The sequence below is a fragment of the Rhodococcus sp. 14-2470-1b genome (assembly GCF_002259415.1).
Taxonomy (GTDB): domain Bacteria; phylum Actinomycetota; class Actinomycetes; order Mycobacteriales; family Mycobacteriaceae; genus Rhodococcoides.
The window spans coordinates 16,091-42,269 of the sequence record NZ_NPFY01000016.1 but is presented as its reverse complement, the minus strand read 5'-3'; the positions used below and the strand labels follow the sequence as shown (position 1 = coordinate 42,269).

Below are 26,179 nucleotides of genomic sequence, written 5' to 3'. Positions count from 1 at the left end.
AATGTCGCCTCTTTTCGGTCAGTTCGAAGCTAGCTCGACGAGCAGGTGGTCGATGTGGTTGTGCAGAGTGGCACCGGCGGGCACGAAGATCGTCGTGTCGGGCTCCTCGAGGACACACGGGCCCTGCAGCGGTTCGGTTGCCGCGAAAGCATTGCGATGAATCGGGACCGTGACACGTGCACCGGTCGACGGATCGACGATCTCGCGGGTGCTCTGGGAATGCGTCGTACCGGTTCCTGTGACGGTCGCTTCCTGGACGTCGCTGATTCCCGTTGCTCGCACCCGAGTGTTGATCAGAACGATCTCGGCTTCGGTCCACGCGGTGCCCAATCCGAACTCCGCCTCGTAGTCGGCGATGAAACGTGCTCGGAGACTGTCCTTGTCGGCGTCGGTGAAGACCTCGTCGGACAAACGTGTGGTGACCTCGAATATCTGGCCCGCGAACTTCATGTCTGCTTCTCGGACGAGTTCACGCCGATCCTCGGGGATTCCCTCCGCGTCGAACCATGCCGTCGCTCGGTTCTCCAGACCCGCGAAGGTGCGTTCGAGATCGGCCGCGGGAAGACCGAAGTTCCATGGGCTCGTCTGCACGATCGAATAGATGCTGTCCGCGTGCATCAAACCGTACGCGGAGAAGACCGCTGCGTTCCTCGGGATCACCACCTCGCGCACCCCCGCTTGCGCGCCTATGGCCGCAGCGAAGAGCCCACACGCACCGCCGAACGCAACGAGAGTGAACTCTCGTGGGTCGTGCCCACGATTGACAGTGATCTTGCGTAGCGCGTTGGCCATCTGTGCAACCGTCAGTCGATAGATTCCCTGCGCTGCATCGTCGACCGACAAGCCGAGTGGTTTTCCGACCTCGTTCTCGATCGCGTCTGCCGCGCTGCTCGAATCCAGCTCCACGGTGCCACCGAGGTAGTAGTCGGGGTTGATCAGCCCCATGGTCAGTGTCGCGTCGGTAACCGTCGGGCGCGTGCCGCCCCGCCCGTAGCACGCGGGACCGGGAGTCGACCCTGCACTGTGCGGACCCACGCGCAGGAGTCCACGCTCGTCGACCCACGCGATGGAACCTCCGCCGGCACCGATGGATTCGATATCCACGGCCGTCAGGCTAGTGGGCCATTCGCCGACCTGAGCACGAGGCGACACGCGGAAGTTGCCGTCGACGATTGCGGCCGCGTCCAGACTCGTGCCACCCATGTCGGCGGTCAGGACCTTCGTTCGATTGAGCTGTGAACCCAACAACCGAGCACCGGTGACGCCCCCGACGGGCCCGGAATTGAACATCGCGATCGGTGCCTTGCTCGTCTCCTCCACCGAGAGGAACCCACCGTGCACCTGCATGATCTGTACGCGGCACGTCAGGCCGCGTTCTTCCAAGTCGTGGGCCAGGTGCCCGAAGTGGGTGCTGACGATCGGCTTGACCGCGGCGTCGAGTGTCGTCGTGATCATCCGCTCGTACTCTCGATAGACAGGCGTCAGGTCCGTGGACGTCGAATACGGCATCTCGGGGTGGTACTTGTCGAGATAGTCGGCAACGGCACGCTCGTGTGCGGGATTGCGGAACGACCAGAGGAAGCAGACGGCAATCGCCTGGGCACCAGCCTCGATCAGATCATCGACGGCATCCCTGATGTCGTCTTCCTTGATGGGAGCGAGAATGACGCCACTCGAGTCGATTCGCTCCGAAATCTCACGAATATTGCTCCGCTGCAAAATATCTGCACGCGGTACCAACTCGTGCGGGTCACGTGAGCTCCCTCGCGCCGACCTGCTGATGCGTAGAGTATCGCGGAATCCGCGGGTGGTGAGCAGGCCGACGGGAGCGAACTTGTGCTCATCGACGGCGTTGGTGACGATGGTGTTTCCGAGCACGAAACGGGTGACTCCCGCGAAGAACTCGGCTTCACCGAGGCCCAACTCCGATCGAAGGACCGTCAGAGCACCGAGAATGCCTGTTGTGACGTCCTTCGTCGAGAACGCTTTGCCTCGTACGGTGCGGCCGTCCGAGATCGCCACTGCGTCGGTGAACGTTCCGCCCACATCGATTCCGACATGAATCGGCATTGAATCGCTCCTTATTGTCGATCGAGGCGGAGTACACCGCCTCGATCGAGCCCATACCAGGTGTGTGTCCTGTATCACTGTATGAGTAGGGAGCAAGGGTCACCATGTGCTGAAGACCCATGATGCGGCGATCAGAGTGTGCGTCCGATACATGGCCGCCGCCTCGGTCAGTCCTCGACCCGTAGGCCAACCCAGGACACACGTCGGCAGCTTTGCGTATACGAGCGAACGGCTGCAGGCGCCATGTGTGCGCGCCGTAGCCGACGACTCCAGGTCGGTCGCTTCCACCAGCAAGACGCAACACCGCCGGAGCGACCCAGGAAAAAGTCAGCGACGAGCGCCGAAGGTGGCCAGTGCCAGGCCGATGCAGGCGACTACTGCGGCCACGAGGGGACCGAGTCGGGGTGCGGCGTAGATCGACAGAGCACCGGCAAACGATCCCGCGATCAAGGCTGCGATCGCCCCGAGCCTGAGTGCGAGATGCTCGGTCCTGCCCCGGGCGAGGTCGTCGGCGATGTTGACCAGCGTTCCCGTGACGAACGTCGACGACAATCCCCCTTCGGGGAGCGACGAGCGCGCGACCACCGTCTGCAATGCCATCGCCGAGGCCGACATGGCCACCAGAGCGACGACGGCGCCCACATCGAGCCACCATCCCACGAGAGTGAGCACCTGGACGGCTGCGGCCGTCGCCAGCAACGGCAACGTAGGTGCGCGCACGGAGCGGTGCGCGTACCGGAACCCAGCGAGCAGCACCACGAAGAACACTGCGATGGCGATTGCGGCGCCGACCAGGCTGGCGAGGTAGTCGTCCCGGCCGACCAGTCCGACGAGCACCAGATTGCCCGTCATGTTCGCGGTGAAGATGCCGCCGAGTGCGAGGAAGGCGAACGCATCCGTCGCACCCGCACCGAACGAGAGCATCAGAAGCAAGACCCCAGGTGAGTGAAAATGTGTCCCCCAGGACACATTTCCACTCACAGCCGACGGCCCAGGACCGCCATCGTCGTCGACCACGCCAGCGCGAGAAGGTCACGTACGGCACCGAAGGACGACGCCGTCGACCAGACCGTGGTGACGCCCGACGGCGGCACGGGGCGTCCGTCGAACCGGTCCTGTAGCCAGTCGAGGGTGAGCGGAGCGGACAGGGGGTGCAAGGACAGGTGTTCGCTGAGTCGGTCTCGCAGGTACGTGACGTGGACCCCGTTGTCGAGGTAGCGGTCGACCTGTCCGTCCACGTCGTCGACGGCGATGATCTGGTCGTGGACGGCCTGCACCACGAGCATCGGGACGGTGGGAGCGGTTCGACCGGGCTGAATGGCCTCGAACACCTCGAGAATCTCCGGTGTGGCGAGCAGATCGGCGAGAGGGATGTCGATGTACCGGTCGAGATCGTGCTTCGCGAGTTTGCGCACGGCAGCGACGGTGGTCAGATCGTCCACCGACTCGAGCAGAGCGAGCCCGTCGGCGTTGACGTGGGCCCTGACCACCCTGTCGAGATCCGGGTATGTTCTGCGCAGCCCCTCGACCACCAGCGTGGGCAGACCCGCGTGCAGGGTCGCGTTCAGCCGGGTGAAGGCCGATGCAGGATCGCCGACGGGTGAGCCGAGGGCCGCCCCGACCAGCGCGATCTCCGGTGCGTACTCGGGGGCCATCTCCGCGGCCCAGGACGTCGCGAGCCCTCCACCCGAATAGCCCCACAGACCGACCTTGGTGTCGTCGGTGAGACCGGCGGGTGCGAACCGCAGCGAGGCTCTGACCCCGTCCAGGGTGAAGAAGCCAGGCTCCCGGGGCGAGCCCCAGTGCCCGTCCGGGCCCTCGTGGTCCGGGATCGAGATGACCCAGCCGCGGCGCAGCGCATGCAGCACCAGGACGAACTCGAACTGCGGCACCGCGCCCCACGCTCGTGCGCCCCGCTGCAGCGCGTACGACGGAAAGCACGTGGCCGAGACCGCGTCGATCGCGCACTGATACGACAGCAGGCGCGGAGTTTCGGCAACCGCTCCGCGCTGCATCAACACGGTGGTGACGCTGACCTGCGGCGATCCGTGGAGATCGGACGTCCGATACAGCAGTTGCCACGCGTCGACCTGCTGCGGAATCTTCCCGTACAGCGCCACCTGGACCTCACGGAACCGCAGGACATCACCCGGCGCAGCCTCCTCGAAGCCGTCGGGCGCGACGTAGAACGGGTCCGCATCCGGCCGTGCTGCTCGGTTCGGCCGCGGCATCTCCTGCGGTTCCCACGGAGATCTACCGGCTTTTTCGTCGACGACGCTCATCCCACACCCTTTGTCCGAGTCTCACGGTCACACTAACCCGGACCTGACGCCATGCGCCGTCGGCGTACCGCACCGGCACGCTCATCTGGACAATTCGGGAGTCGAACCCGCCGTCCCGTCGTACATTCCTTCCATGACCACCACGTCGACGGCAACGCGCATGCGGCTCAACTGGATCACTCTCGTCATCGGTATCGCACTGACCGTACTGGCGATCTACGACATCACCCACGGCGAACGGTCCACCAGCGAATGGATCGCCATCGTATGTTGGCCCATCGTGGCAATCGGCAGCGCTGTCCAGTTGACAAGGCTCAGAAAGCAATAGAACGCTTCTCAGCGATTGCTTGTCGCGACTGCGAGGCGAAGAAGGTCCTCCGGAGGTGATTCGAGCAGCGGAAGCCGCACTGCCGCAGTGTCTATGACGCCGATTTCCGCCAGCGCGGCCTTCGCCATGATCGCGCCCTGGGAGGTACGCATGACGGCGTCGGTAAGCGGGAGCAGTTCGACCTGGATTCGACGAGCGGAGACGAGGTCACCTCGCCGCACCGCATCCGCGAGGGCCGCGTTCCGATCGGCGACGAGATTGCCCACAACACTGACGAGTCCGGTTGCGCCGACTGCCAAGTACGCCAGGTTGAGCTCGTCGATTCCGCAGTAGTAGGCGAGCGATGTACGAGACATCACCGTCGAGGCCTCGTACAGGTCCCCTTTGGCGTCCTTGACGGCTCTGATTCGCGGATGCTCGGCCAGCAAGGTCAGCGATTCGGGCGTGAACGCCGTGCCGGACCGCGCGGGCACGTCGTACAGCATCACCGGCAGATCGGTCGCGTCGGCGACGGCAGCACAGTGCGCGAGGATGCCCGCCTGCGTCGGCCGCGAGTAGTAGGGACAGACGACGAGCAACCCGTCGGCACCCGCCGCTTCCGCGCGACGAGCCCTTTCGATGCTCGTCGCGGTGTCATAGGTTCCGACACCGGCCGTCACCGTGGCTCGACCGTCGACTCGCGACACCACCGCGGCGACGAGTTTCTCCGTCTCGGCGTCGGTCAGAGTGGGCGCCTCCCCCGCCGTGCCTGCGACGACGATTCCGTCGCACCCCGTAGCGACGAGATGGTCGACGAGCCTGCCGAGGGAATTATCGTCGAGCTGTCCATCGCTGGTCATCGGCGTCACCATGGCGACGCAGTTGGTGCCGAAGAGTTGTTCGGTGGTCATGCACAGAAGTGTGCGACGCAGTAAGCCTTCGGTCCAGCGATGGTTTTTCGCGGATAATGAGTAGCATCGCTTCATGGTCGACGTCGCATCGCTACATGCCCTGAAGTCGGTGGCCACCCTCGGCACCCTGGCAAAGGCCGCCGACGAACTCGGCTTCACGGCCTCTGCCGTCTCACAGCAGATCAAACGACTCGAACGCCAATTGGGTCTTCGCGTTCTCGCCCAGGCAGGGCGCGGTGTCGTGCTGACGCCGGCAGGCCAGGCACTCGTCGACTCCTCTCCCGACGTCTTCGATGCACTCGAACGATGCGCCGAAGCCGCTCGTTCCGTGGCCGACGGTGCACCGCGCGGCACTCTGCGGGTCGCAGCCTTCTCCACCGCCATTCGCGGTGTGCTTGCTCCGGCGATGCGCGCACTCGGCGCGGCATGCCCACAGCTGACCCTGCAGATCACCGAACAAGATCCCGACCGGGCGATTCACAGCGTCGATTCGGGTACCGCCGACGTCGCCCTCGTCCACGACGCAGACGGACTCATCGCCCCCATACCGCCGTCGCTGAACCGGCAGTCGTTGCACACCGACATCGGCGACATCGTCGTACATCGAGATCACCTGCTCGCCCGCGAAGTTCACCCGTTGCCCACCTCCGCACTGACCGGTCTCACCTGGGTGACGAGTCCACCCGGAACCGTGTGCCACCAATGGTTTCGACGCGTCGTCGCCGACCTGCCGGACAGTCCCGACGTCCGGCACCTGGTCGACGACTTCTCCAGCCAACTCGCCTTGGTGGCATCGACGAACGCCGTCGCACTCATCCCCCGACTCGCGCGCCCACCTTTGGGCGAACACCTGGTAGCACTCGAACTGCGTCGCCCACCAACGCGTGAACTGCACGCCGTCTGGCGCCGTAGCGCAGATTCCAGCCCGGCCGTTCGAGCCCTCGTCGACGCCGTGCGATGAGCGAATTGCTCAGTCGCACTAGCCTGATCGCCCGCCGAGGTGTTCGGCCAGGAAGGCGTCCGCGGCCTTGAACATGGTGATCAGGTTCTCGGGGTTGGCGAAGATGTGCCCCTCGTCCTCGAAGACGATGTAGTCGACGTCCACTCCTCGGGCCCGGAGAGCGTCCACCATGTTGTCCGATTCCGCCTTGACCACGCGAACATCGTTGGCCCCCTGCACGACCATCAATGGCGTTCGGATCTTGTCGACGTGCGTGATCGGGGATCGAGCGAGAGCATCGGCTGCCTGATCCGGGTCGTTGGGGTCACCGACGTAGGAGTACCAATTGTTGACCAGGCTTGGTTTGGCGTGCTCGGGCAGCGACTGCATGAAGTTCGTCAGGTCGGAAATACCCACGTACTCGACGGCTGCGGCGAACGTGTCCGGGGTGAACGTGACACCGACCAATGTCGCGTATCCGCCGTAGGAGCCACCGAAGATCGCAACTCGACCCGCATCTGCGTAACCTCGATCGACGGCCCAGTCGACCGCGTCGATCAGATCGTCGTGCATCTTGCCTGCGAACTCACCGATCGCGGCACGCATATGAGCCTTGCCGAAGCCTGCCGATCCACGAAAGTTCACCTGCAACACTGCATATCCACGATTGGCGAGCACCTGAACGGTCGGATCGAATCCCCATGCGTCGCGGGTCCACGGCCCTCCGTGGACGACCAACACCAGGGGTAGCCCGGTCGGCTCGATACCGATGGGCAACGTCAGGTAGGAGGGTAGTTCCAATCCGTCGCGCGCGGTGATCGTGACGGGCAGCATCGGTGCCATGTCGTCGGGATCGATGTCGGTCGAGCGTCGAAACAGCATCTCGGCCGAACCGGTCGAGTGGTCGTACAACCATGTGACTCCTGGATCGCGGTCATGGGTGAACGTCACCACCCAGCGTCTGCCCTCACAGTCCGAGGACAGGCCGGCGACCGTTCCGTCGGACAGTTCTTCCAGGTTGGTCAACACGTCGGCGAACTGATCGTCCACGGTCTGGATGACCTGCTTGTGGCCGAGATAGCGCACGCCGAGCAGCTGTGTGGTTCCACGCGCTCTGATCAGAGCAGGCGGCCACGTCGGGAATGCCGCGTGTCGGGTGTCGACGTCCAAGGTCGGGTGGTCGTCGACTTCGCTCTGTTCACCTGTCTCCAGATCGATGCGGACGATTCTGGTCCGGTCGGTCCCGTCGTTGGACCCGATCCACACACCGGATGCATCGGGAGTGAGCTCGAACGGATAGATGTCGATCGGGTAGCCCTCTCCGCCGAACGTTCTGATCGTATGCAGCTCCCCGGTCTCGTTGTCGAGGCGCGACAGAACAAGTTCTCCCCTGTCGGTGACGGAACGCGCGAAGAGTCGACCGTCGCCTGCGTACAGCCAACCCGAGACGTTGCCCGGGTTCTGCACCAGCATCGTGAGTTCACCTGTGACGATGTCGAGTTCATGGAGATCGAACTCACTGGGCGTCCTCGCGTTGAGCTGTAACGTGAACTTCCCCGGCCGAGCATTTACCTTCTCGAATCCCATTACCATCGCTCCGGGATACGGGGTCAGGTTCACCGCGTCGGCCGACGGATCATCGAGATCGATGCGGAAGACATGCCAGTTCTCGTCGCCACCGTCGTCCTGCTGGTACACCAAATATCTTGGATCGTCGGTCCAGGAATACCGTTGCACCGTTCGCGTGTCGTCGGCTGTGACGCAGCGCGGTTCGTCATCGGAGTCGATGTTCTGGATCCACACGTTGGACCGGTTCCTCCATGGCGCCAAGTAGGCGATACGTGTGCCGTCCGGTGAAATCGACGCGCCGGTCCGCTCGGGCGGACTGACGAACTGTTCGATCGAAATAAGTTCGGGCAGAGCCATCTTGATCCTTTCGTCCATGCATTTTCCGTGCGATCAGCCGTCTCGAAGGAGCTCTTCGCGTCGTTCTTCCTTGCGCTCTTCGCGACGCTCGTCCTGGCGGGCCTTGTCGTCGATGTCGGCCTGTACTTCGTCGCAGCGGAAGCTGCTGTACAGCAACTGCTCGGTCCCGTCTTCCTGGACGACCAGACAGTGAGCGCCGCCGTTCATGGCCGGGACGAGGTCGGTCACAGTATCGGCCGTGGCGACTGCTGAGCCCGCGGCCCCGAGCCCTCCGATCAAAGCGGCGACGGTTGCGGTGCGGATGGCGAGCTTCTTCATGACGTCTCCTTCTATCCCGTTCTGCAGCTTGGTTTTCGGTCACTTTCCATCTTGTCGTCGACAATTGCCCGGCAACAGTGCGCAGAATCATGAGCTCGACTGACATCGTCAGGTAATCGAGATGACGTTTGTCATGGGCGGACGGATCGGCACCGCGTGGCTTAGTCTGTGCGTGACCGGAGGTCCGCCGAATCGAGGAGACGCCCATGAGCACCGACAGCTTCTGGAGCGACGCCGATCGCCACCTGATTCGTTACGGCGTGAAGTTCACTCCCCGCATCATCGAACGGGCCGAAGGCACGTACGTGTACGACAGCGACGGCCGGGCGATCCTCGACTTCACTTCGGGCCAGATGAGCGCAGTCCTCGGTCATTCCCACCCGGACATCGTTCGAGCGGTGTCGCAGTCCGTCGCATCGCTGGACCACCTCTTCAGCGGGATGTTGAGCAGACCCGTGGTCGACCTCGCCACGAAGCTCGCCGCCACGCTCCCGTCGAAACTCAGCAGGACCCTTCTGCTCACCACCGGCGCGGAGGCCAACGAAGCGGCTCTGAAGATGGCCAAGCTGTACACCGGTGGATACGAGGTCGTCTCGTTCGATCGGTCCTGGCACGGCATGACGTCCGGCGCTGCGGCCGCGACCTTCTCCGCCGGACGCCGAGGGTACGGCCCGGTGATCCCCGGCAATCTGACGTTGCCGACGCCTGATTCCTACCGGCCTCGGTTTCGGCGTGCCGACGGCTCCTACGACTGGGAGACCGAGCTCGATTACGGCTTCTCGCTCATCGACCGGCAATCCACCGGTGCACTTGCGGCCTGTCTGATCGAGCCCATTCTGTCGTCCGGCGGCATCATCGATCCGCCCGTCGGCTACCTGGCACGGCTCAAAGAACTCTGTGTCGAACGCGGAATGCTGCTCATTCTCGACGAAGCGCAAACCGGTCTCGGTCGGACCGGCCAGATGTATGCATTCGAACGCGACGGGGTCGCCCCGGACATCCTCACTCTGTCCAAGACACTCGGCGCAGGGCTTCCCGTCGCCGCGGTGATCACCGGCGACGAGATCGAAAGCGTCTGCAACGACAAAGGTTTCCTGTTCCTGACCACCCACGCATCGGATCCGTTGGCTGCCACCGTCGCAAACACCGTGCTCGACGTCATCGAACGCGACGGACTCGTCGAGCAAGCCGCAAAACTCGGCGAACAGCTCTCCGACCGCCTCGACGCACTGCGCGACACCTACGAAGTCGTCGGCGACGTCCGGGGCCGCGGACTGCTACGCGGACTCGAATTCGTCACCGACAAGGAGTCGAAGACCCCCGCCGACGACCTGGGCAAGAATGTGACCACCGCCTGCCTGGAGCGCGGACTGCACCTCAACATCGTCCAGCTGCCAGGAATGGGCGGCATCTTCCGCATCGCTCCCCCACTGACCACAACCGAAACCGAACTACACGACGGCATCGACATCCTCGACGCCTCCATCTCAGCCGTCCTGGCCGGTAGCTCGTCCTGACGGGGCGCAAGACCTACTCGCCGGCCGCACCGCCGTAGGTTGCAATCTTGTATTCGGTTGCTACCAAGGACAATTGCAGCTCGAGAATTTGTCTGCGAATTGTGTCCCGATGTTCGACGAGTATGTCCAGGCGTTCCGGGACGGTATCGTCCCCCTGATCGACCAGCTCCACGTAGTGCTGCAGATCACGCATCGGCATGCCGGACAGACGCATTCGAGTGAGAAAGACCAAGCGGCGCACCGCGGCGGCGTCGTACAGGCGGTGGTCGTGCGCGTCTCGTTCGACCTCGATCAACCCGCACCGTTCGTAGTACCGGAGGGTGTGCGCCGACACACCCAAGAGCTGCGCGACCTCGGAAATCCCGATCGGCTCGGTTACTTCACCGGGTTCGATCAGTCCGTGGACGATGTCGATCGTCATCGATACATCCGCTTGGGCCAGCGCAGCAAGAGCCTTGTCCATCAGATCAACGGTCGCCATGGCGTCACGATAGTCCTGGCCAGCGGTTCAGACTGGACGGACGGACTCGGCAACCCCCGGATAATCTGCACTGGCCGATATCTCCGCGAGGCGCTCGACCTCGTCGAGGTTCCACCTGTAGCCGTCCGACAATCGCCGAACCGCTTCTCTTCCCAACGGGATTCGTAGCGGGGCGGATTCTCCGTTCAGAAGTTCGATGATGATCCGGGCCGCCCGCGTCGGATCGCCTTCCTGCTTCCCGTCGACGGCCAGCATGTCCGCGCGGACCGCGCTGAGCAGTCCGTCGTAGACGTCGCTGGGGTCGACGAGGTTGAGGACGCCAGCTTCGTTGAACCCGGTGCGGAACCTGCTCGGTTCGACGATGAGGACTCGAACACCGAACTGTTCGACCTCGCCGGCTAGGGCTTCCGACCACCCTTCCAAGGCGAACTTCCCGGCCGAGTACGAGCCCGCTCCGGGGAACGACACTCGGCCGCCCTGACTGCTGACCTGCACGATCGATCCGGTTCGCCGCCGCCTCATTCCAGGCAACACAGCACGCGTGAGGGCCGCGGGGCCGAACAGATGCTGGTCGAGCATGTCGCGCAGCTGGGAATCGGTCACCTCCTCAGCAGCGCCGATCTGCCCGACCCCACCGTTGTTGACCAGCACATCGACCGCTCCGAATCGCTCCGCCGCGGCCGCAATCAGCTGTGGTGCCGCTGCGGTGTTGCGTACGTCGAACTCGACCGCCATCAAAGTATTCGGGTATCGACGCACCATGTCGTCCAGCCTGCTCGGTCGACGGACAGCCCCCACAACCGTGTCACCGGCTGCCAAAGCCTCTTCTGCGAGTGCTCGTCCCAAACCCGACGACGCCCCCGTGATGATCCAGCTTCTCTTCGTCATGCCGCGACGCTATGACTTCGAGCGCGCTCGAACGCAAGCTCATCACCGCCGGCGGGTTCGCGTGTGCCCATGAATGACGCCCTGCACCATGGGACGCGCCAGGAACTCGTGGGGAAAGCCCAGATCGGGCGCGCTGACGTCGTCGAGCTGGGTCAGATGCTGATCGGAAAGTTCCACGTCCAGCGCAGCCAGGTTGCTCTGTAACTGCTCTGCGGTTCGCGCACCCACAAGAGTGCTCGTCACCACTGGGTTGTGGAGAGTCCACGCAATGGCGACCTGAGCCGGGGTGACTCCCAATTGCTGCGCAACGTCGACTACGACGTTTGCGACCTCGAGTCCGCGAGTGGTCAAGCTGTTGCCGGCCGCGGCGTGATCACTTCGACTGCGCGGCGTAGCCGTCACATCTTCAGGAAGGTCAGCGGGTGTGTACTTGCCCGTCAGCACTCCCCCACCCAGCGGTGACCAGGGAACAATTCCGAGTCCTGATCCGCTCGCCATCGGTAGGAGGTCACGCTCCGTGGTTCGCTCGATGAGGCTGTACTCGACCTGAAGTGCGGAGAGGGTCGGCCATCCCCGGAGTTCGGCGATCGTCTGCATGCGTGAAATCTCCCAAGCCGGCGCGTCGGAGATGCCGAGATAGAGCACCTTGCCGCTGCGTACCAGCTCGCCCAACGCAGCGATGACCTCTTCGCCGGGCGTCAGCCCGTCCCACGCATGGAGGTACAACAGATCGATGTAGTCCGTATTCAGGTTGCGCAGACTTGCCTCGACCGAGGTCACGAGGCTCTTACGGTTACCACCTCCCGCATTGGGGTCTGATGGGTTCCGCGTACCAGCGTACTTCGTGGCAATCACCACGGAATCTCTTCGATCCCTGACAAATTCACCCAGGAAGCTCTCGGACTGGCCGTCGGTGTAGATGTTGGCCGTGTCCACCATGTTTCCGCCTCCATCGAGGTAGGCGTCGAAGATCCGTCGAGCCTCGTCTTTGCTCGCACCCCAACCCCACGCGTCGCCGAAAGTCATGGCGCCCAGTGACAACGGCGAGACCCTCAGTCCCGATCGTCCCAGCAGTCGATAATCGGTCAATTCCGCCACGGTTACTCCTCAGTTCGATGTGTGGTCGACCATGCCGGCGCTCGCCTGGTCCGTGAAGGCTCAGGACATCCTGGGAAGATCAGTACCAGGCTGCCTAGTGTCGGTGTGGCATATCCTCGAGGACATGAGCTCGACGCCGCAGCCCATCGCCCGCCACGAGTTGGCGGCCTTTCTGCGCGCGCGGCGCGAAGCGCTTCAACCGTCGATGGTGGGGCTGCCGCCACGGCTCGGATCCTCCCGGACGCCTGGGCTGCGGCGGGAGGAAGTCGCAGCACTCGCCGGCGTGAGCGTGGACTATCTGATTCGTCTGGAACAGGCACGTGATGTTCGGCCGTCAGCCCAAGTGGTGCAGTCCTTGTCGAGGGCCCTGAGGCTGTCCGAGGATCAAGTCGGCTACTTCCTTACGCTGGCCGGGCATCGTCAACTGGAACGCAGCACGAGACCGACAGTCCCCGAGGGTCTTGCACGTCTTCTCGACGACGTCAGTCCGTTGCCCGCGATGATCCTGAACTATCGACTGGACATCCTGGCATGGAACGACACGATGTCGACTCTCCTTCTCGACCTCGACGGCACGACGGCTCGCGAACGCAACGTACTTCGAATGTGCTTTCTGGACGATCGATTCGTTGACTTTTACGGCGACCGCGACAGTGTGATTCGCGGAGCTGTCGCCGACCTCAGGGCGGCGTGGGTCGAGCACGTTCGTGATCCTGAACTGGTAGTTCTGCTCCGGGAACTCGAAACCGGTAGTACCGAGTTCGCCGCGTACTGGCAATCGCGGGACGTCGCCGTACGAGCGGAGGGCAACAAGCCGATGAACCATCCGGACGTCGGGCCGATCACCGTGAGCTTCGACGTCCTCAATCCCCTCGGCGACGCGAATCTGCGACTTATCGTGTACCGTGCCGTCGACGCGGCCTCCCAGTCTGCGCTCGACCAGCTCGCCACAACCCGCCCCTCCCGCACTCGTAGGCATCTGCGAACACTCTGAAGCGAGTTGTGGCCGTGGGCAATCGAACAGAAGATGTCTTCGTGATGACGCTGGATCGAAGGTCAGCGGCCATTTCGCGCTTCCTGCGTAGCATCTGCCGACGGTGAAAACGTCCTACGCCTGCGTCTCTTGCTTGCTACGAACACCCGCCATCACACCGACCACGAGGGCGAGCGCGGCGGCAACGGCGGGCACGATCAGCGCGCGCCTGTAATCGGCCAGGTCCAGCACCAAGTGCTCGTTCCCAACGAGAACAATGGTCGCAATGGACACGCCGAGGGCTGCGCCGAATTGAAAGCCGGTATAGACGATGCCGCCTGCGACACCGTGATGGCGGGCCTCGACACCTTCCACCGCAGAAGCTGTCAGCGGACCGTAAATGAAAGCAAAGGCAACACCAAGCAAAAGCAACGAAGGCAGCAGATCGAGAAAACCCGCGTTCGAGTCCAATCGCAGTGTTAGCGCGAACCCAATTGTGACCGCGATCAGTCCGATTGTCATCACGACGACATTTCCGAACCTCGTCGTAAGCCAGGGCGTCAACGTTGGAGCGATTAGGAGCTCCACTCCCATTGCTGCGAAGGCGATACCTGTCTGTACTGCGCTCCACCCCAGGAGGTCTTGGAGATACAAGGTCAGTACAAACTGCCACGCAAAGAACGCTCCGATGAACAGCAGGCCTATCGAACCCACCCACGGTAGTAACCCACTGACGAGTAGCCCCACAGGGATCAGGGGATTCGCGGATCGTTGTTGGTGCACCGTGAACGCGGCGAAGAGCAGCACCGCAATGACCAATGCCGACCAACCGACAGGGCTACCGATCTCGTCGCCCACAGAGACTACGCCCATAACCACGCTCACAAGGGTCCCAGTGAGCAGGAGACCTCCAGTCAGGTCGAATCGTCCTCTGCCCGTCGACCAGCCCTCCAGGTCGCTCGGGAGTGAGATCAAACCGGTGACGAAAGACCCGAGCGCAAGTGTTGCTGGTGCGATGAAGACCAGCCTCCAGTCCAACTCTGTAAGCAGACCACCCGCAACAACTCCCATCAAGAATCCGGATGCGCCGATGGCACCGTAAATCGCCAGCGCCTTGTTCCGTGCGGCACCGACGGGGAACGCAGTGGTCAACAACCCGAAGCCAGCGGGCGTCATGAAGCCAGCTGCAGCCCCGGTGACAAACCTGACCGTAATCAGGATCCAAGGTTCCTGGGCTAGCCCTCCGACAAGGGAGAAGGCCGCGAAGACCGCCAGCGCGGCAAGAAAGACCCGACTCCGTCCCAGTGCGTCAGCCACACTGCCGCCTAGAATCATGAACCCGGCGTAGGCCAGCACGTACGCACTGATGACCCAGTGCGCAGACTCCGGTGCGAGACCGATGTCCCACGCGATGCTGGGAATTGCGACGTTCAACATGGCAATGTCGATGCCCTCGAGGAACAGTGCTCCAGTAACAACGCTCAGCACTGCCCAAGCGCGCTTGGGCTGATCGGAGGGCCCCCCGGCCCCGATACTGACTTGTGGTTCGGACACTGCGCACTCCCTGCTGACGAAATAATAGTTGGTTACTTCTTGTAACCAGCCCAAGGGTGGGCCACCCTTGACGTATGGCACAAGATGGCACTTTGCAGTCAGTCGGTTACTCCGAGGGAAGCGACCAGCCGTAGAACAATGTTGCCGCGACGGCAACGACGCGTATCAATGGGACACTCGTGAGGACTGCGAAGTAAGACAGATACTTGATCGGATCGCGGACAAGTGGTCCTTACTGGTCATCTCGCTTCTGGATGAAAAGATATTCAGATTCGGAGAACTCATGCGCGAGATCAACGGCGTCAGTACGCGAATGTTGACCGTTACGCTACGCAATCTCGAGAGAGACGGTTTGGTGGTGCGTCGAATGTATCCGGAAATTCCACTACGGGTGGAGTATCGGCTTTCCAACCTTGGTCGAACCTTGCTTGGAACGACACAAGCCCTCGTACACTGGACCGAGCGACATCAATCCGAGATTGCCCGTGCCAGAAAATCCTTCGACGCAAATCAGACGAAACAAGGCTCGTCGGGATAGCATCGATTCAGATGCACTGCAGCCACATCGGTTGCCAACGATTTTCCTCGCATGCGGTCGACGTTGTCCTCATCGACGGCGAGTCCGGCACGAAAGAACCCGCTGCCGGAACCGGCATGCATCACCTGGCCTCAGGCGCAGGACCGAGCCGGGCAATTTCCGTACATTTCACCGAGGGGTCCGCATGAACGGTCGTCGATTTGGTTCTTTGTCGCTTCGATTGGATGCTGCCTACTGTGCGGGGGCTGCACTGAGCATTGCAGCATGCTCGCGTTTCATTGCCGATCATCTGTCGGTCGGCCCATTCCCTGTTCTCCTCGTCGCCGCGCTCGTAGCGGTATGGGCGACACTTCTCTGGACAGGCACAGCACACGTCGCGTTACGTCCGATGCTGCTTGCCGTCATGTCGGCAAATGTCGTTGCCGCGTTGGGCATCGGTGTCTTGGCCTTCGCCGTTCCCAGCCTTGCGATGTCGCTTCTCGTTGCAGCCGTCGCCGTCGAAGTAGCCGCCTTCGCTCTCAGTCAGGCTCTGGCGTTTCAGGCGCTGTAGACCCAAACAGGTCGATGCCTTTATGGCCTGAATGTTGCGAGCAATGGCTCGAAGGCCACTGTTACGACGCTGAAAAGTCACCCATGATTGACAGACTGTCGTCGACGAAGGGGTTGCCATGGTCGGTCGAATCGACGAAGTCCATACGTTTCGGTCACGGATGTCCGACGCAGATCTGGACGAACTCGTACGCAGATTGGCCGCAACGCGGTTCCCCGAACCCGAGACCGTTCGCGATTCGGTGCCACGTTCACTCCGATGGAGTCAGGGCGTGCCTCTCGATGATCTTGTCGAAGTTGTTCGTTACTGGCACACAGTTACAACTGGCGGTCGTTCGAATCGAGAATCGCAGAGATCGGTCAGTTCTACACGACAATCGAAGGTCTCGAGATCCACTTTCTCCACCGACGCTCGAGCAGGCACGACGCCACCCCGCTGATAATCACGCACGGCTGGCCGGGCAGCATCGCCGAGTTCGTCGACGTAGTGGACAAGCTTGCAGAGCCCGTGTCACCTGATTCTCCCGCCTTCCACGTCGTAGTCCCATCGCTGCCGGGATTCGGGTTCAGCGACAAACCGAGCTCCACGGGATGGGGAACCGACCGGATCGCGTCTGCCTGGGTCGAGCTGATGGACAGGCTCGGCTACGGCAGATTTGTTGCGCACGGCGGCGATTGGGGAGGGATAATCACGACCCTACTCGGCGGACGCTTTCCGGAACGCCTGTTAGGGGTACACACAACTCTGGCCCAGTCTCCGCCGGACCTGACGACCAACGGTCTCAATCCAGCAGAGCTCGAATGGGTTTCACAGACACAGGCTTTCAAGGTCGGCAGCATTGCTTACGCCAAGCAGCAGGCAACCCGCCCCCAAACCATCGGCTATTCCCTGGTCGATTCACCGGTAGGACTGCTCGCGTGGATTCTCGACAAATTCGCTGAATGGACCGATAACCAAGACTCTCCGCTGGAATCAATTCCGCTGGACAAACTACTCGACAACGTCACCCTCTACTGGCTCACACGGACCGGCGCCTCATCGGCTCGGATCTACTACGAGAGTCACGACTCACTCGATCCCGACCTACGCGTAGATGTCCCCGCCGCAATTACAACGTACCCCCGCGACATCGAGAAGAACCCACGTCCATGGGCGGAGCAACGCTTTCGAAACATCGTTCATTGGCAAGAACCCGAGTCGGGTGGGCACTTCCCGTCATTGGAACGCCCCGACTATTTCGTCGCAGACCTGAGAGAAGGCCTGGCGGCCGTGCTTCTGGCCACCGAACAGGGAAACAGCTGGCGCCTCAGAAGCGAGAGATTCGACAGGCGAAATCCTCGCCCACCGTGTTCCTCGCGGTTCTGGTGTAACACTTGCGTCGTGTGCAGGCGGAATCCCGCTTGCAGAATGCACAAGTGTTACACCCCGCCCAGCAAACCGCCTATCGACCGGGCGCGTTGATTCTGAGTCCGGGCGCCGAGGCGATGTCAGTCAGCTGGTCGATCGTCAACACCCCGACGGACGTCACTTCGATTTGCGTTTCATCCGGTGTAAAGGCGACGACCCGTCGGATATCCCCGCGATCATGGATATCGAAGACGGCGCCGTCCTGGGACGTGACGCGCTCATCGACAATCCCGACGAAGCACGGGCCCGGTGGTTGGTAGGCGCGTCCGACGATTACATCCAGCATTCCGGTTCGACAACCGTACCTGCCGGCAGCACACCGACGAGGGCCTCGGCCATTCCATTCAATTTGCTGTCGGTAATCCACGAGTCGTCTGTACGAGCAACTTCACCGCCCGTGGTGAATGCGTAGTTGATTCGCATCAGATCCTCTTCCTGAATTACCTCCTCGCAACCGGGAATCGCCAGATCGGTGGACGACGAAGTGTCGGTGATCCCCGCAACCGCTACTCCCGTTCCCACGATGGCTGCCACCACTGCGATATCCACCCATACGCCGCTGCGTCTTTTATTGCTTCGCATGAAAGGACCTTATCGGTGACCGCCCGCCTGATGGCCGACGTCCTCCAGCGCGGTACGGGCCGGTAAGGAGGATTTTCGGATAGGCAACCTTCGTGTTCTAGTTGGTCCGTGCCGTGGGTGGGAAGAGTGCTCGTTGTGTTCGCGGCACTTGGCGCTGCGGCGGGCGCTGCGGCGACGGTTCCGGTGATCGGAGTCGGTGGCTTCGTCGTCCCAGCCGTCGTCGGAGGACTGGCGGGCCTGTTCATCGGCGCGGGGGCGGTTGCGGGAGGGCACGTGGCGCTTGCGACCGATCGGATGTTGCCGGCACGCTCGGTACGGTTGTGGAAGCACCGTTTCGCGGCATGTTCGACGGCAGCGGTCGCTCTTCTCGCCCTCGGCGCGATGACGTGGGCGATGGCGAGTACAGGCGACACGTCGCTCGACCGGGCAGGTTTCCCGACGTCGGCCGTAGTTCTTGTAGTGCTGCTGATCGCGAGTCACGTGTGCGCGTACACGGTTGCCCCGAACCGGAGGGAATCGACCTAGTCCCAACCGTACTCCGCGCTCAATCCAGCAGCACACCAGGATTGAGGATGCGGTGCGGGTCCCATGCGTTCTTGAGCAGCGCCATTGCTGCCAACTGTGTTTCACCACGTTGGCGGACCAGCCATCTACGTTTGGCTCGGCCGATGCCGTGTTCGGCGCTGATGGTGCCCTCATGACTCAAGACCAGTTCCAGGACAGCATCTTCCAACGCTCCGGCAACGTCGTCTGCGAATGTCCCGGCGCCGGGTAGGATGTTGACGTGGATGTTGCTCTCGGCGAAGTGACCGAACAGAACGGGCACAGCATCTGCGTCGACGGAGTGTACTGCGTCTGTGATCGAGTCGACGAACTCGCCGAACCGCTCGGCTGGTACACCGACGTCGAGCTTGACGGGAACTCCAGCCGCGGAGATCGATTCGGTGATTCGCTCACGGAACGACCACAACGACCGACGTTCCAGAGCAGATTCCGCGATTGCAATTCTGCTGCTGTCCAGCCCGCCGGACATCAACGCATTCAGCACCGGCTCCGCGCCGGTGAGAGAAGCACCCATCTCTGCGAACACCCAGAAACCCTCGGCGGGTAGTGGTGTCGGTGTACCGCAGTGTTCTGCAACGCGGCTCACTGCGGCACCTTCGGCCCATTCGACGGCGTCGATCTGGGGCAGCTGCAGGATCGTCGGGAGGGCAGCGACAGCGGCTCGGACGTCGGGGAACGACATCGCTACCACCAGGTGGTCGGTCAGCGGACGGACCAGCTTCCAGGTGACGTCGGTGATGACGGCCAGAGTTCCTTCGGCCCCGATCAGCAGATTCGTCAGGTCGTAGCCCGTGTTGTCCTTCACCAGCGATGTCCGACGGTCGACGATATCGCCACTGGGCATGACTGCTCTCAGCCCCGAGATACGTTGGCGAGCCGAGCCGTAGCGCAACACGCGTGCCCCACCTGCGTTGGTCGATGCGGCGCCGCCGACAGTCGCCGACTCTCCCGACGCCAGTGACAATCCTGCGGTGTAACCCGCTTCGGCGGCAAGCGATTCGAGTTCGACGAGAGTGACACCGGCCCCGACCGTGACGGAACCGTCCGCCGAGACCGGTCCGTGCGAGCGCAACGCACGCGTCGACAGCACCACACTTTCATCGGACGGAACAGCACCTCCGACGAGCCCGGTGTTGCCACCTTGCACCGTCACCGCAACCCCGTGCTGGGTGCAGGCTCTCAACACGTCCGCGACTTGCTCTGCAGACTCGGGGCGTACCACTGCACGCGGTCGTCCACTCCAACGCCGAGTCCAATCGACCGAATACGAGGCCATGACGTCGGCGTCTCGCGAGACCCGTCCTGGGGCGGCAGCGTCGAGCGCGTCGTCGAACTCCATACTTCGAAGGGTAGTGCGTCGACCGCTACCCGGCCCGAACGCGGGGAATCACCCTGCGCACACGACCTGCTTCGCCATGACGATCTCGAGCTCGTCCGGCGCCAAGGGATAGGGAACGGTCTCACCCGTGGTTGCGAACCCCATGCGTCGGTAGAAGGCCTGCGCCCGCCCGTTCGCCTCGTGGACTTCCAGGGTCAAGGTACGGTGCCCTTGCCAGTACACCCACTGCTCGATTTCGCGCAACAGTGCGTCGGCGACGCCCCCTCCACGTGCGGCCGGCGATACATAGACACCCAGCAGGAAGGCCCTGCCGTCCTCGATGCGGGCACGCATGATTCCGAGCCACGCGTCCGTGTCGTCCACCGCAGCGAACCCGCAGGACACCGTCGAGTTCGTGCCCTCGGCGCGCTGCTGCCACTGACTGTCGGTCTGGGCCGTCGCGGAGTCGAGCGTCTCGACGAAGGCCTTCGGTGAATCCGCCAGCATCTCCAACCGTTGATCGCGGAAGGACTGCCAGTATCGTCCGTCGACCGAAACTATGCGGAAAGACACAGCGGCCAGACTAACCGAGCGTCGCCCTCGGCACTGCTACATTTTCTGCAGGCGACTGGCGAAGGATGGGTCACCATCAGGGAGCCTGTGAATGCGAAGCATCGTCCGCCTGGGTGTTTCACCGATACCGGTGAAAGAGAGGACCCATGCTCGACGTACGGGCCGCCCGAACAGACGATGCACCAGCTATTTCGGCTCTTCGACATGCTGCCGAGGACTGGCTGGCGTCTCGCTCGATCGACCAGTGGACTCCGGGTGAAGTTCCGCTGTCCGCCGTTCGACTGCAGGTCTCGCGCGGTGAGTTCGTCGTCGGTCGGTTTCCCGGGTCGTCGACAATCGTGGCCGCAATGCGCACGATGCGGTCGGACCCCGAGATCTGGCCCGACGACGGTGACGCGTTGTACGTGCACGGACTCGTCATCGATCGCCGTCATGCGGGAATCGGTCTGGGTGCAGCCATGCTCGACCACGCAGCCCGCTCGGCAGCCGACGCAGGCATCTCGCGTGTGCGATTGGATTGCGCCGAAACCAATCTCGCGCTTCGCCGGTACTACCTCGGTCAAGGTTTCACCGAAGTCGGTCGTCGCGAGTTCCAGGACGGAAAATGGTTCAGCGTGACACTGTTCGAGAAAAATCTGAAGATGTTGGCATAGTCCTACTTTCGCGCACGCGGCCCTTCGGGGACTGATCGCGTTCGCACGGTCATCGCTGCGCATACAACGACGACTGCACCACCCAGTGCCGACGACAACGTCAAGTACTCGTGAAGAATGGCAGCAGCCCAACCAACACTCAGAACGGGCTGAACAAGTTGAACCTGGCTGACGTTGGCGATCGGGCCGATGGCGAGGCCTCTGTACCATGCGAAGAAACCCAGATACATGCTGATCGAAGCCAAGTAGCCGAACGCAGCCCAAGCCTTTGGCTCGATCTCGGACAATCCATCGAGCGATAAGAGTGTCAACGGGACCGTTACCGGCAAAGCCAATATCAACGCCCACGACACCGTCTGCCACGATCCCAATTCCCTTGACAGTAGCCCGCCTTCGGCATACCCGATGGCCGCACTGACGACAGCGGCCAGCAACAGTAGGTCCGACCATTGCGGCACAGACCATCCTCCGCTCCGAACGAAGGAGAACGCCGACGCCGCCGACGCCCCGACAACAGCCATGAGCCAGAATGCTCTACGCACCTTCTCCTTCCCTCGCACGACTGCGACAACTGCGGTGGTGGCGGGCAGAAGTGCGATGACTATTGCGCTGTGACTGGCCGAGGCGGTCGTCAGGGCATACGAGGTCAGCAGTGGAAATCCGACCACCACGCCAGAGGCGATGACAGCCAAACGAGCCCACTGCATCCCGTTCGGTAGCCGCTGCCGAGTAGCTCCCAGCGCCAGGGCGGCGAGCGCGGAAGCGACTACGGCGCGGCCCACCCCCGCGAACAAGGCCGGCATGCCGCCCAGGACGGCCACGCGAGTGAAAGGAACTGTCAGGGAGAACGCCACGACACCGAGGAACCCCCACACAATTCCCGGGCTGGGTACGAACGATATCGCCGATGCGCGGTTTGGAGTAGCGCTACTATGTGGGCTCATGTATGACGATAGCAGTTCGCGGATCGTTGCATCCCTACGTCGATGGATCGCCTCCGCCCCACCGGGCGCGCAACTGCCGTCCACGCGCTCTCTCGTCGTCGAACACAGTGCAAGTCCGGTGACCGTACAGAAAGCGCTTCGCGTCCTGGTATCGCAGGGGGTGGTCGAGAGCAGGCCCGGCGTGGGCACGTTCGTGCGTGAGAACACATCGGTCCGAGCCAACGATTATCGTTGGCAAACCGCCGCACTCGGCACCCCCGTGACACGGCTCAAACTACCGGCGGCGCTTCAGTCGCCGTCGAACGACGTGGTCTCACTTCACTCGGGTTACCCGGACCGAACGTTGCTGCCGGAGAAGCTCGTACGTAGTGCTTTCGCCCGGGCTGCACGAAGTGACGCCATTATCGATCGACCACCGACCGCAGGTCTACCCGAGCTGCAATCGTGGTTCGCTCGAGAACTTGCTTCGATCACGTCCCCTGGAATCAATCCGCCGTCCTCGAGCGACGTGACGGTTATACCCGGCAGTCAGACAGGCCTGAGCACTGCGTTCAGAGCACTGGTCGGAGCGGGCCGGCCTCTGCTGATGGAGTCGCCGACGTATTGGGGCGCAATCCTGGCAGCAGCCCAGGCCGGCGTCGATGTCGTTCCTGTCCCTTCCGGATTCACCGGGCCCGACCCCGAGGAACTTCGACGAGCGTTCGAGAGCACCGGAGCTCGTGCGTTCTATGCCCAACCCAACTTCGCGAGCCCTACCGGCGCGTTGTGGAAACCGGAACTCGCGGAGGAGGTCTTGAAGATCGCCGAACAACAAGGAGCGTTCGTCATAGAAGACGACTCTGCTCATGACTTCGGAATTTCGGCGAACCCGAGCCCCCTGGCAGCGCGAGACGACACAGGACGTGTCGTATATTCGAGAGCATTGACCAAGAGCGTGTCCCCCGCGGTGCGGGTCGCAGCGATCATCGCGCGCGGACCCGCTCGGGAACGGATCATCGCGGACACGAGCGCGGAATCCATGTACGTGAGTTCGATTCTTCAGACCGTCGCATTGGACGTCGTCACTCAGCCGGCATGGCGGACGCATCTCACTCGCCTCCGCAGTCAATTGGCCGCCCGCCGCGATCTTCTCGTTTCGAGCATCGAAGAGCACGTTCCAACAGGGAAACTCGAAGGCATACCGGCAGGTGGACTGAACCTGTGGCTGAGGCTCCCCGACGAGACGAATCTCGACGTCGTGATCGCCGAGTGCAAATCGGCCGGCGTCATCGTCGGCGCGGGAGACGACTACTTCCCGGCCGAACCAACAGGAAAGTATCTCCGCCTCAACTTCGCAGGTCGGAACCCCGGCGACTATCCGATTGCCGCACGTGAAATCGGCTCGGCTGTCGAGCGCTCTCGGTCTCCGAGCTCCCTACTGTGAACGGGCTCAGTACTCTTCGATCAAACTGCACTGGACGAAGCCCGTGACAGCAACGGAATTGGACTTCTCCATCAAGTCGTAGACATCGGCGACGGCTGAGAATCCCACCCCGGGCTCTGGGCCTTCGCGGATGTCGATGACCAGATTGTCCAGCGCGCGGAGGTCGTGATGGACACCGTCCTCGCTGACGTAGGCCATGGTCAAGCTTGCCGTAGGGCCAGACACTGCCGCGCCGGCATCCTCCGGATAGCTGAACAGATCGACACTGAAGTCTTGACCAGGTTTGTCACTCCCACTGTCGAAAAGATCGAACGCACTGGTAGTCGCAGAATAATTGGTGCTGTCGACGGCGGTCCGCCGCGCGCACCGAGTCTCGACACCTTCCGCGAGATAGCTTTCGGTTCGCCAGCCGGTCTCGAACCTGATGAACGTTCCCTGACCAATGGCAGCCGGGGCCACGGGTACCGGATAGAGGCCGGCATCGACCGAGCCCTGGTCGGTGGCGCACGCGGAGAGTATCGACAATGCAGATACGAGGACGCCGACACGGACGATCCGCTTCGTGTCGTTCACTGCCGTCGACATGCCCCACCTCCTGGTGTACCCGTATCGGGTAATCACAGACCCAACGGTCTCCTCCGCCGGTCAACTTACCCGACAGCTGTGTTTCTACCGATTTTCATTCGGCATGGGCTAGGCCCGGGATGACCAGTCAACGGAGGACCCATGAGACGTCGATCCGGGATTCTCGACGACTGGGACGCCTCTTCGAACAACATTGCTGAAGTAGGCTGCTCGACTCACATAATTCCCACGACCGGTTCTCGTCGTCTGCGCAACCAGAGAAATTCGCCGCGGTACTTCGCGAATTCGTTCCACATACCTGATCGTCGATCCTCATCGCAGACAAACACAGTTTGTGGAGGGTCGACATGATCAATCCAGCGGGGAGACTCGAACGAGGTTGCCATCGGGGTCCATGATCACGAACGTACGGCCGAACACAGCGTCGTGTGGCGCCTGCGCGACATCAACTCCCTTCTCGACCCAACTCGCAAATATCTCGTCGATCGCCGACGCCGGCCCCGGCACCATCAATCCGACCTCGCACGTGCGGGGAGTGCTCGGGATCGCGTGCTCGCTACCACCGGTCCACAGCGCGAAAAGAACACCGGAAGCAATCTCGAAAGCTACATAGTGAGGACTGACGAAGGTGGGTTCGATCTGGAACAGATCACTGTAGAAGGCCGTCGCGGCCTCGGCGTCGCGGACGTAGATCAGGAAGAGGTTGGGTGCGGACATGAGTGCTCCTCGAATCGTTGGATTCCGGTACCTCAGCAGTTGATCTGCCAATCACGACAGAATCTGTCATCTATTTCTGCCAACATTGCTCACGATGAAGGCCTCGAGACTGCTGCACATTTTGCTGCTACTACAGACACGGCACCGCATCACTACCGCCGAACTGTCGCAGCGACTGGAAGTGTCTCGGCGAACAATCTTGCGGGATGTCGAGGCACTCTCGACGGCAGGTGTACCGGTGTACGCCGAACGCGGGCGAAATGGTGGGATCGTTTTACTACCCGACGCACGTCTCAACGCGTCCCATTTGGAACCCCCCGAGTTGGAGGCCCTCACCTTGGCGGGTCTGGACAGCGACCAGCTCGAGCGGATCGGACTGTCTGCGGTGTGGGAGTCGGCCGCACGCAAAATCGCGGCCCGCCAGGCTGCGGTGCCCGAGTCTCGGAATGTGCCGCGACTCGCGGACTTGGTACTGATGGAGAGCACCGCTTGGATGACACACAAGATGGCATCGGTGGATGTGTCGGACCTGCTGTCAACCTTGCGACACCGACGCAGGTTGCGCATTCGGTATCGGCGCAGCGCCGAGAAACAAGGCTTGACGCAGGTGGTCGACCCGTATGGGATCGTCGCCAAATCGGGTCGCTGGTACCTGATCGCCGATTACCGAGGGACCGGCCGGATGTTCGCGCTGGAGCGACTCGAAGCCTACGAACAACTCGACGAGCGCTCCGGTCTTCGACCGGACGAAACCCTTCGAACGGTCTGGACCGCATTGAAGGAACGCACCGAGGCTCCCGGTGGAGTGAGTGTGACCGTGCGCTTGCGAGAGAACGGTATCGATCTGGCGCGGCGCATACTCGGCACCCGCATCCATCATGTCTCCGATGCGAAAAACGGTTGGTGCACAGTCGTTGTCCGCTACTCCGACCTGGAGGCAGTGCGTCAGCTCCTCCAGTTCGGCGACAGCATCGAGATACTCGCTCCGGAAGCAGCCCGCACACGCATCGGTCAATTGGCCGACGACTTGGCTCGAAGGCACTCGATTCCGACCGAGTGA

27 protein-coding genes, 1 pseudogene and 1 riboswitch are annotated in these 26,179 nt (G+C 62.4%); of the genes and pseudogenes, 11 read left to right on the top strand and 17 right to left on the bottom strand.

All coding sequences use genetic code 11. From position 1 onward, the window contains the following. Window positions 1-18 precede the first annotated feature (18 nt). From CH293_RS12300 to CH293_RS12290, 3 genes are all read right to left on the bottom strand, one after another. Window positions 19-2,070 carry a hydantoinase/oxoprolinase family protein gene (locus CH293_RS12300; protein WP_094720378.1) on the bottom strand — a complete coding sequence of 684 codons (2,052 nt, stop codon included), beginning with the start codon at window positions 2,068-2,070 and terminating at the stop codon, window positions 19-21. A 327-nt stretch (window positions 2,071-2,397) separates the two neighbouring features. Then, window positions 2,398-2,994, bottom strand: a complete 597-nt coding sequence (locus CH293_RS12295) for a YoaK family protein (RefSeq protein ID WP_241483696.1) — start codon at window positions 2,992-2,994, stop codon at window positions 2,398-2,400. 53 nt (window positions 2,995-3,047) lie between these two features. Then, complete coding sequence (locus CH293_RS12290) at window positions 3,048-4,352, bottom strand: lipase family protein (RefSeq protein WP_037107936.1); 1,305 nt, start codon at window positions 4,350-4,352, stop codon at window positions 3,048-3,050. A gap of 133 nt (window positions 4,353-4,485) precedes the next feature. Between CH293_RS12290 and CH293_RS27890 the strand changes: the two genes are divergently transcribed. Then, entirely contained in the window at window positions 4,486-4,680 is a 195-nt protein-coding gene (locus CH293_RS27890) for a hypothetical protein (protein WP_141216828.1), read from the top strand. Window positions 4,681-4,688: 8 nt separating this feature from the next. On the opposite strand, the gene dapA is transcribed toward CH293_RS27890, so the two are convergent. After that, window positions 4,689-5,570 carry a 4-hydroxy-tetrahydrodipicolinate synthase gene (gene dapA / locus CH293_RS12280; RefSeq protein ID WP_094720376.1) on the bottom strand — a complete coding sequence of 294 codons (882 nt, stop codon included), beginning with the start codon at window positions 5,568-5,570 and terminating at the stop codon, window positions 4,689-4,691. Window positions 5,571-5,643: 73 nt separating this feature from the next. Here dapA and CH293_RS12275 point away from each other — a divergent pair, with 73 nt between their 5' ends. Beyond that, on the top strand, window positions 5,644-6,531 hold the full coding sequence (locus CH293_RS12275) for a LysR family transcriptional regulator (protein ID WP_037107931.1): 888 nt from the start codon (window positions 5,644-5,646) through the stop codon (window positions 6,529-6,531). Between the two features lie 18 nt (window positions 6,532-6,549). Here CH293_RS12275 and CH293_RS12270 read toward each other — a convergent pair whose 3' ends face one another. Together CH293_RS12270 and CH293_RS12265 are read right to left on the bottom strand one after the other, a co-directional pair. Beyond that, window positions 6,550-8,436: a S9 family peptidase gene (locus CH293_RS12270; protein ID WP_094720542.1), complete on the bottom strand. Its 1,887-nt coding sequence runs from the start codon at window positions 8,434-8,436 to the stop codon at window positions 6,550-6,552. A 33-nt stretch (window positions 8,437-8,469) separates the two neighbouring features. Continuing rightward, a complete protein-coding gene (locus CH293_RS12265; protein ID WP_094720375.1) occupies window positions 8,470-8,754 on the bottom strand; it encodes a hypothetical protein in 285 nt (94 codons plus the stop codon). A gap of 206 nt (window positions 8,755-8,960) precedes the next feature. Here CH293_RS12265 and CH293_RS12260 point away from each other — a divergent pair, with 206 nt between their 5' ends. Next, on the top strand, window positions 8,961-10,271 hold the full coding sequence (locus CH293_RS12260) for an aspartate aminotransferase family protein (RefSeq protein ID WP_094720374.1): 1,311 nt from the start codon (window positions 8,961-8,963) through the stop codon (window positions 10,269-10,271). Window positions 10,272-10,284: 13 nt separating this feature from the next. Here the strand turns inward: CH293_RS12260 and CH293_RS12255 are convergent, their stop codons facing one another. From CH293_RS12255 to CH293_RS12245, 3 genes are read right to left on the bottom strand one after another with little or no spacing between them, the layout of a single operon-like run. Further along, window positions 10,285-10,752, bottom strand: coding sequence for a MerR family transcriptional regulator (locus tag CH293_RS12255; protein ID WP_094627930.1), 468 nt, complete (start codon window positions 10,750-10,752; stop codon window positions 10,285-10,287). A 27-nt stretch (window positions 10,753-10,779) separates the two neighbouring features. Next, complete coding sequence (locus tag CH293_RS12250; protein WP_037107922.1) at window positions 10,780-11,640, bottom strand: SDR family NAD(P)-dependent oxidoreductase; 861 nt, start codon at window positions 11,638-11,640, stop codon at window positions 10,780-10,782. A 42-nt stretch (window positions 11,641-11,682) separates the two neighbouring features. Then, entirely contained in the window at window positions 11,683-12,738 is a 1,056-nt protein-coding gene (locus CH293_RS12245) for an aldo/keto reductase (protein WP_094720373.1), read from the bottom strand. 124 nt (window positions 12,739-12,862) lie between these two features. On the opposite strand from CH293_RS12245, the gene CH293_RS12240 reads away from it, so the two are divergent. Further along, window positions 12,863-13,732: a helix-turn-helix transcriptional regulator gene (locus CH293_RS12240; protein WP_094720541.1), complete on the top strand. Its 870-nt coding sequence runs from the start codon at window positions 12,863-12,865 to the stop codon at window positions 13,730-13,732. 114 nt (window positions 13,733-13,846) lie between these two features. Here the strand turns inward: CH293_RS12240 and CH293_RS12235 are convergent, their stop codons facing one another. Then, a complete protein-coding gene (locus CH293_RS12235) occupies window positions 13,847-15,265 on the bottom strand; it encodes an MFS transporter (RefSeq protein WP_217900761.1) in 1,419 nt (472 codons plus the stop codon). A gap of 28 nt (window positions 15,266-15,293) precedes the next feature. On the opposite strand from CH293_RS12235, the gene CH293_RS12230 reads away from it, so the two are divergent. The 3 genes and pseudogenes from CH293_RS12230 to CH293_RS12220 form a co-directional block, all read left to right on the top strand. Further along, window positions 15,294-15,803, top strand: coding sequence for a winged helix-turn-helix transcriptional regulator (locus tag CH293_RS12230; protein WP_369597564.1), 510 nt, complete (start codon window positions 15,294-15,296; stop codon window positions 15,801-15,803). Window positions 15,804-16,011: 208 nt separating this feature from the next. Further along, window positions 16,012-16,353 carry a hypothetical protein gene (locus CH293_RS12225; protein WP_094653373.1) on the top strand — a complete coding sequence of 114 codons (342 nt, stop codon included), beginning with the start codon at window positions 16,012-16,014 and terminating at the stop codon, window positions 16,351-16,353. A 160-nt stretch (window positions 16,354-16,513) separates the two neighbouring features. Beyond that, window positions 16,514-17,634: pseudogene (locus CH293_RS12220) on the top strand (epoxide hydrolase family protein); the annotation flags it as partial. 160 nt (window positions 17,635-17,794) lie between these two features. Here CH293_RS12220 and CH293_RS28575 read toward each other — a convergent pair. Both CH293_RS28575 and CH293_RS28570 read right to left on the bottom strand, forming a co-directional pair. Further along, window positions 17,795-18,046 (bottom strand): hypothetical protein, encoded by a 252-nt coding sequence (locus tag CH293_RS28575; protein ID WP_255122834.1) that lies wholly within the window; start codon window positions 18,044-18,046, stop codon window positions 17,795-17,797. After that, a complete protein-coding gene (locus CH293_RS28570) occupies window positions 18,034-18,342 on the bottom strand; it encodes a hypothetical protein (protein WP_255122833.1) in 309 nt (102 codons plus the stop codon). Before CH293_RS28570 ends, CH293_RS28575 begins: the two co-directional genes overlap by 13 nt. A gap of 135 nt (window positions 18,343-18,477) precedes the next feature. On the opposite strand from CH293_RS28570, the gene CH293_RS12210 reads away from it, so the two are divergent. Next, complete coding sequence (locus CH293_RS12210) at window positions 18,478-18,867, top strand: hypothetical protein (RefSeq protein ID WP_141217174.1); 390 nt, start codon at window positions 18,478-18,480, stop codon at window positions 18,865-18,867. Window positions 18,868-18,886: 19 nt separating this feature from the next. Here CH293_RS12210 and CH293_RS12205 read toward each other — a convergent pair whose 3' ends face one another. Beyond that, window positions 18,887-20,245 (bottom strand): FAD-binding oxidoreductase, encoded by a 1,359-nt coding sequence (locus CH293_RS12205; RefSeq protein ID WP_094720370.1) that lies wholly within the window; start codon window positions 20,243-20,245, stop codon window positions 18,887-18,889. Between the two features lie 48 nt (window positions 20,246-20,293). Next, window positions 20,294-20,797, bottom strand: a complete 504-nt coding sequence (locus tag CH293_RS12200) for an N-acetyltransferase (RefSeq protein ID WP_255122832.1) — start codon at window positions 20,795-20,797, stop codon at window positions 20,294-20,296. 41 nt (window positions 20,798-20,838) lie between these two features. Beyond that, window positions 20,839-20,919, top strand: a riboswitch (ZMP/ZTP riboswitch). Window positions 20,920-20,943: 24 nt separating this feature from the next. On the opposite strand from CH293_RS12200, the gene CH293_RS12195 reads away from it, so the two are divergent. Then, complete coding sequence (locus tag CH293_RS12195; protein ID WP_094720369.1) at window positions 20,944-21,450, top strand: GNAT family N-acetyltransferase; 507 nt, start codon at window positions 20,944-20,946, stop codon at window positions 21,448-21,450. Between the two features lie 2 nt (window positions 21,451-21,452). Here CH293_RS12195 and CH293_RS12190 read toward each other — a convergent pair whose 3' ends face one another. After that, window positions 21,453-22,394: a DMT family transporter gene (locus CH293_RS12190; RefSeq protein WP_094720368.1), complete on the bottom strand. Its 942-nt coding sequence runs from the start codon at window positions 22,392-22,394 to the stop codon at window positions 21,453-21,455. Here CH293_RS12190 and CH293_RS12185 point away from each other — a divergent pair. Then, the gene (locus CH293_RS12185) at window positions 22,393-23,817 is read left to right on the top strand and encodes a PLP-dependent aminotransferase family protein (RefSeq protein ID WP_037107900.1); all 1,425 of its coding nucleotides are present in this window, start codon (window positions 22,393-22,395) and stop codon (window positions 23,815-23,817) included. The genes CH293_RS12190 and CH293_RS12185 overlap by 2 nt on opposite strands. A gap of 6 nt (window positions 23,818-23,823) precedes the next feature. On the opposite strand, the gene CH293_RS12180 is transcribed toward CH293_RS12185, so the two are convergent. After that, on the bottom strand, window positions 23,824-24,402 hold the full coding sequence (locus CH293_RS12180) for a hypothetical protein (RefSeq protein ID WP_094720367.1): 579 nt from the start codon (window positions 24,400-24,402) through the stop codon (window positions 23,824-23,826). Window positions 24,403-24,753: 351 nt separating this feature from the next. Then, window positions 24,754-25,119 carry a VOC family protein gene (locus tag CH293_RS12175; protein WP_094720366.1) on the bottom strand — a complete coding sequence of 122 codons (366 nt, stop codon included), beginning with the start codon at window positions 25,117-25,119 and terminating at the stop codon, window positions 24,754-24,756. A 94-nt stretch (window positions 25,120-25,213) separates the two neighbouring features. Here CH293_RS12175 and CH293_RS12170 point away from each other — a divergent pair, with 94 nt between their 5' ends. Next, window positions 25,214-26,179: a YafY family protein gene (locus CH293_RS12170; protein ID WP_094720538.1), complete on the top strand. Its 966-nt coding sequence runs from the start codon at window positions 25,214-25,216 to the stop codon at window positions 26,177-26,179.